Genomic DNA, 5531 nt, shown 5'->3' on the forward strand with positions numbered 1-5531 from the left:
TTGCAACGCGCAGCGCCAAGCTTCAGGCGGAGATCTCCAATAGGCAGTTTGCGGATTGGTTGGCGAAGAATGAGCAGAAGATTCTGGCGCAGCCTGAGTTGCAGATCAAAGGCGTCAGTTCAGTTGAGACCCTAGCGCGTGAAACTGAGATGCGTGATTTTTACGCCAAGCAGGATCCTACATTCACTTCAGTGGAAAATAAACGACAAAAAGCCAAAACATTTGAGCCCAAGGGTTTAAGCACCCAAACAGTTCAAGAGTATTTGGCTAGCGAGGAAGGGAGAAAATATTTCGCTAAAATTATAGCAGCAGCTCCTGATACATCGCCTGATGTTCTCATTGAGAGAGCTTTTAGCCAAATCGCATCAGGCAGTACCATACCGGTGACCACACACATAACACCCCCCCTTGTGAAAACTGTACCTATTGGCGAAAAGGGCGTTTCTGATTTCTCACCTTTTTTTACCACCATGGATGAATTAAAAGCGGCTGCAAAATCTGGAAGAACCCTAGCGGACTCACTTGGCTTACCCGTCATTAGCGAAAACTCGAGATACTCTATATTTGAGATCACCCCACTCCAGCCTACTGAGGTTTTTATGAGCAAAGTAGCACCAACGGTGGAGTTTGGAGGTAATATCACGAGAGCTGGAGGGGCGTCCCAATACCTGGTGCCTAACAGACAAGAGTGGTCTGCTGCGAAACTCATAGGCGAAATCGATAACTAGGAATCATCATGGACATTCTGGCTTTAAAAAAAGCGGCAGTAGAACTACGAAAAAATCTCGAGCTACACAAGAAAACAGAGCCAGCAGCGCTATATTTATACGAACAATTGGAGCATTTAATATCCGCAGCTGAGCGGGGCGAAATTAGCACTCCAGTTGAGGCTAGGGACGTACCAGGTAGTAAAATTATGGATGAGTCAAATCTCAGAAAATACAAAGAGCTTTCGGAAGCTTATAGCACCTTCTACATCGAGCTTATTGGAATCCGAAATTCAGAAACATACAAAATGATGGAAGACATGATTAGAGAAGCTCGAAAGGAGGAGTAAAAACCAGGATGTCTGTTACGCAGTTTCTTAGCTGGCGTGCCCCCTGCATGCGCGCTGACTGAATGCGCGCCTTCACCAAGGACTGTGATGTGTAAATGGATCTTCTAGTACTCTCGACACCATGTCGGCATTTCTAATGCCGATCATGGTATAGAGGTACTTGTGCAGATGCCAACCATCCGCACCATGAAAAACGCCATTAATGACACAGTAAAAGTAACTATCTATCTTTATTTTTTACAACTAGATCAGATAGTTACGAATACCCCCTACTCCCACTCGATGGTCGCCGGCGGCTTGCTCGACACGTCGTAGGTAACGCGCGAGATACCGTCGATTTCGTTGATGATACGACCGCTGACAGTTTCCAGCAGCTCGTACGGCAGGTGTGCCCAACGCGCGGTCATGAAGTCCACGGTCTCGACGGCACGCAGGGCGACAACCCAGGCGTAGCGACGGCCGTCGCCGACGACGCCGACCGACTTGACCGGCTGGAATACCACGAATGCCTGGCTGGTCTTGTGGTACCAGTCGGCCTTGCGCAGCTCTTCGATGAAGATGTGGTCGGCGCGACGCAGGATGTCGGCGTATTCCTTCTTCACTTCACCAAGGATACGCACGCCCAGGCCCGGGCCCGGGAACGGGTGGCGGTAGACCATGTCGTATGGCAGGCCCAGCTCCAGGCCGATCTTGCGCACTTCGTCCTTGAACAGTTCACGCAGCGGCTCGACCAGCTTGAGGTTCATCTCCTCGGGCAGGCCGCCGACGTTGTGGTGCGACTTGATCACGTGAGCCTTGCCGCTCTTGGCGCCAGCCGACTCGATCACGTCCGGGTAGATGGTGCCCTGGGCGAGGAACTGGATGTTTTCCAGCTTGCTGGCTTCGGCATCGAACACATCAATGAAGGTGCGGCCGATGATCTTGCGCTTCTTCTCCGGGTCGGCTTCGCCGGCCAGGTTGTCGAGGAACTGCTTTTCAGCGTCGGCGCGGATTACCTTGACGCCCATGTTCTCTTTGAACATGGCCATCACCTGGTCGCCTTCGTGCAGGCGCAGCAGGCCGTTGTCGACGAATACGCAGGTCAGCTGATCGCCGATGGCACGGTGTAGCAGCGCGGCAACCACCGAGCTGTCGACGCCGCCGGACAGGCCCAGCAGAACGTTGGCCGAACCGACTTGCGCACGCACCTGGGCGATGGCGTCTTCAACGATGTTGGACGCCGTCCACAGGGCTTCACAGCCGCAGATGTCCTGCACGAAACGGGACAGGATGCGACCACCTTGCTTGGTGTGGGTCACTTCGGGGTGGAACTGCACGCCGTAGTAGCCGCGGGCGTCGTCGTACATACCGGCGATCGGGCAGCTTGGGGTGCTGGCCAGAATGCTGAAGTTGGAAGGCATCTGGGTGACCTTGTCACCGTGGCTCATCCACACGTCCAGGCCCAGCACGCCATCGTCGTCAACGTGGTCTTCGATGCCGTCGAGCAGGCGGCTCTTGCCGACAACGTCCACGCGGGCATAACCGAACTCACGCAGGTCGGAACCTTCTACCTTGCCGCCCATCTGCTCGGCCATGGTCTGCATGCCGTAGCAGATACCCAGCACAGGCACATTCAGGTCAAACACGGCTTGCGGAGCGCGCGGGCTGTTGGCTTCGTGGACCGACTCGGGGCCGCCGGCAAGGATGATGCCGCGCGGGTTGAATTCGCGGATCGCTTCATCGTCCATGTCGAACGGGTGCAGTTCGCAGTACACGCCGATTTCGCGCACGCGGCGGGCGATCAGCTGGGTGTACTGGGAACCGAAATCGAGGATCAGGATGCGGTGAGCGTGAATGTCGAGGGCCATGACTCAATCTCGTCAGTGGAAATCGGAAACGACGCGGGGCTGTCATGACAGCCCCGCTTTATGTTGTAGCTGGAAGCCTCAGCCTACGCGGTAGTTAGGGGCTTCTTTGGTGATTTGCACGTCGTGCACGTGGGATTCGGCCATGCCGGCACCGGTGATACGCACGAACTCCGGCTTGGTGCGCATTTCTTCGATGGTTGCGCTGCCGGTGTAGCCCATGGACGAACGCAGGCCGCCCATCAGCTGGTGGATGATCGCGGCCAGGGCACCTTTGTAAGGAACGCGGCCTTCGATGCCTTCCGGTACCAGCTTCTCGGCGCCGGCCGAGGAGTCCTGGAAGTAACGGTCGGACGAGCCTTGCGCCTGTGCCATGGCACCCAGCGAGCCCATGCCGCGGTAAGCCTTGTAGGAACGGCCCTGGAACAGTTCGACTTCACCCGGGGCCTCTTCGGTACCGGCGAACATCGAACCCATCATCACGCAGGAAGCACCGGCAACGATGGCCTTGGACAGGTCACCGGAGAAGCGGATACCGCCGTCAGCGATCAGTGGCACGCCAGTGCCTTCCAGTGCTGCGGCAACGTTGGCGATGGCGCTGATTTGCGGCACGCCGACACCGGCAACGATACGAGTGGTGCAGATAGAGCCAGGGCCGATACCGACCTTGACCGCATCGGCACCCGCTTCGGCCAGGGCCTTGGCGGCAGCGCCGGTGGCGATGTTGCCGCCGATCACCTGCACTTGCGGGTAGGTTTCTTTCACCCAGCGTACGCGGTCGATCACACCTTTGGAGTGGCCGTGGGCAGTGTCGACGACGACAACATCAACGCCAGCCGCCACCAGCGCAGCAACGCGCTCGCCGGTGTCCTTGCCGGTGCCGACGGCGGCGCCGACGCGCAGGCGACCCTGGTCGTCCTTGCTGGCCAGCGGGTAGGCCTTGGCCTTTTCGATGTCCTTGACGGTCATCATGCCCTTGAGGCTGAACTTGTCGTCAACGATCAGGACTTTTTCCAGACGATGCTTGTGCAGCAGCTCGCGAACTTCATTTTTGTCGGCGCCTTCGCGGACGGTGACCAGACGCTCTTTCGGCGTCATCACGTCGCGGACCTTGGCGTCCAGACGATTTTCGAAGCGCACGTCACGGGAGGTGACGATGCCGACCAGGTCGCCGTTCGCCAGCACCGGCACACCCGAGATGTTGTTCAGGCGGGTCAGCTCGAACAGGTCGCGCACAGTGGCATCGGCGTCGATGGTGATCGGGTCCTTGACCACGCCAGCCTCGAACTTCTTGACCTTGCGCACTTCGCCGGCCTGTTGTTCGATGGTCATGTTCTTGTGGATGATGCCGATACCGCCTTCCTGTGCCATGGCAATGGCCAGACGCGCTTCGGTCACGGTATCCATGGCAGCGGAAACCAGCGGAATGTTCAGCTCGATGCCACGGGTCAAACGGGTCTTGAGACTGACTTCATTGGGCAGTACCTCGGAATAGCCAGGTACAAGGAGGATATCGTCGAAGGTCAGGGCTTCTTGGCTGATACGCAGCATCGCGGGGGCTCCCGGGCGGGAAAAATGGAAGCGCGCCATTATACTCATGCATGGCGCGCCGCTCAATGCAAAATAAGGGCCTTCGGTCAGGCTTGTGGCAGTTTTACCTGCACCACGGCCACCGGCTGGTCGAGCCAGTCGGCGAAGCTGTCGAGAAAGGCCTGGGTGAAACCAGCCTCGCCCCAGTTGTTGAAGATGAACCCCAGGTTGGAAAAGGCACATGGCTGCAGGTAAATGAAGCCATTGATGTCATCTTCGAAGCCGCACAGTGGGCAGGTAAAGTTGTCGCTCACTGCCGGCATCCACTCTTCCAGGCTTTCGAACAACGGCTCGCCTACCTCGCGCCGGCACTCCGGGCAACCGGCTTCTTCGAGGAAGCCTTCGGTGGGGGTGTAGATGCAGCGCTTGAGCATCACTTCCAGGCCGTTGACCGGCTCGCCGAAGGGCAGTTTTTCCGGGTGCAGGGCCACTTTGCGCGCCCCTGCCGCCAGGGCATGGCCCATGCGGTTGCCGGTGCGACCGCAGGTGGTCAGTTGCTCCTCGACGACTTTTTCGCGCACCAGCCAGCGCAGGATGGCGCGGGAGCGGGCTTCATGCACCGGGACGGTAGACAGCTTTGGAACGATGATGCTCTGGGTGTTCATGAACGGGACAAGCCTGAGAAACGCCGGTAATGACGCAATTCTACCGCTCAGGCGCTCAGGTAGCGACCAATCAACGCCAGGCCGCTGGCCAGCACCAGCAAGGTGACCAGGCGTACGAACGCTTCGCGGGATAACCGGTGGGTCAACCGACGCCCTACCCACAGGCCAGTGAACATGACAGGCAGCAGGCAGGCGATGCCGAAGACAATGTAGGCCCCAGCGATGGCCATGAGGAGAGCTGAGCGAGCATCGTGCCGAGTTCCTGGGTAGTCCTTGTATTCGTCGCAGGATTGCGCCGGGGCAAACAGGTGCATGTCTTGGGGTTTTTGGTGCCTGTGAGATCGAGCGCCGCCCGCGCGGCGCATCGCGAGCTGCGCTCGCTCCTACGTTTGTTTCGGGCCAGTCACGCCTGTTACAGGCGCGCGCGACCGCCTT

Annotated in this window: 4 protein-coding genes and 2 pseudogenes; 2 read left to right on the forward strand and 4 right to left on the reverse strand. The window is 58.1% G+C overall.

What is annotated here, in order from left to right:
• Both ACF8EA_RS25225 and ACF8EA_RS25230 read left to right on the forward strand, forming a co-directional pair.
• Window positions 1-728, forward strand: a pseudogene (locus tag ACF8EA_RS25225) (hypothetical protein); the annotation flags it as partial.
• 8 nt (window positions 729-736) lie between these two features.
• Complete coding sequence (locus ACF8EA_RS25230; RefSeq protein ID WP_021781919.1) at window positions 737-1057, forward strand: hypothetical protein; 321 nt, start codon at window positions 737-739, stop codon at window positions 1055-1057.
• Window positions 1058-1326: 269 nt separating this feature from the next.
• On the opposite strand, the gene guaA is transcribed toward ACF8EA_RS25230, so the two are convergent.
• The 4 genes and pseudogenes from guaA to ACF8EA_RS25250 form a co-directional block, all read right to left on the reverse strand.
• The gene (gene guaA / locus ACF8EA_RS25235; protein ID WP_021781918.1) at window positions 1327-2904 is read right to left on the reverse strand and encodes a glutamine-hydrolyzing GMP synthase; all 1578 of its coding nucleotides are present in this window, start codon (window positions 2902-2904) and stop codon (window positions 1327-1329) included.
• A 78-nt stretch (window positions 2905-2982) separates the two neighbouring features.
• Window positions 2983-4452 (reverse strand): IMP dehydrogenase, encoded by a 1470-nt coding sequence (gene guaB / locus ACF8EA_RS25240; RefSeq protein WP_392523648.1) that lies wholly within the window; start codon window positions 4450-4452, stop codon window positions 2983-2985.
• Window positions 4453-4538: 86 nt separating this feature from the next.
• On the reverse strand, window positions 4539-5096 hold the full coding sequence (locus tag ACF8EA_RS25245; RefSeq protein WP_103463198.1) for a sugar ABC transporter ATPase: 558 nt from the start codon (window positions 5094-5096) through the stop codon (window positions 4539-4541).
• Window positions 5097-5143: 47 nt separating this feature from the next.
• Window positions 5144-5290: pseudogene (locus ACF8EA_RS25250) on the reverse strand (sulfite exporter TauE/SafE family protein); the annotation flags it as partial.
• Between the last annotated feature and the right edge of the window lie 241 nt (window positions 5291-5531).

This window comes from Pseudomonas sp. YQ_5 (genome assembly GCF_043103305.1).
Lineage (GTDB): Bacteria > Pseudomonadota > Gammaproteobacteria > Pseudomonadales > Pseudomonadaceae > Aquipseudomonas > Aquipseudomonas putida_Y.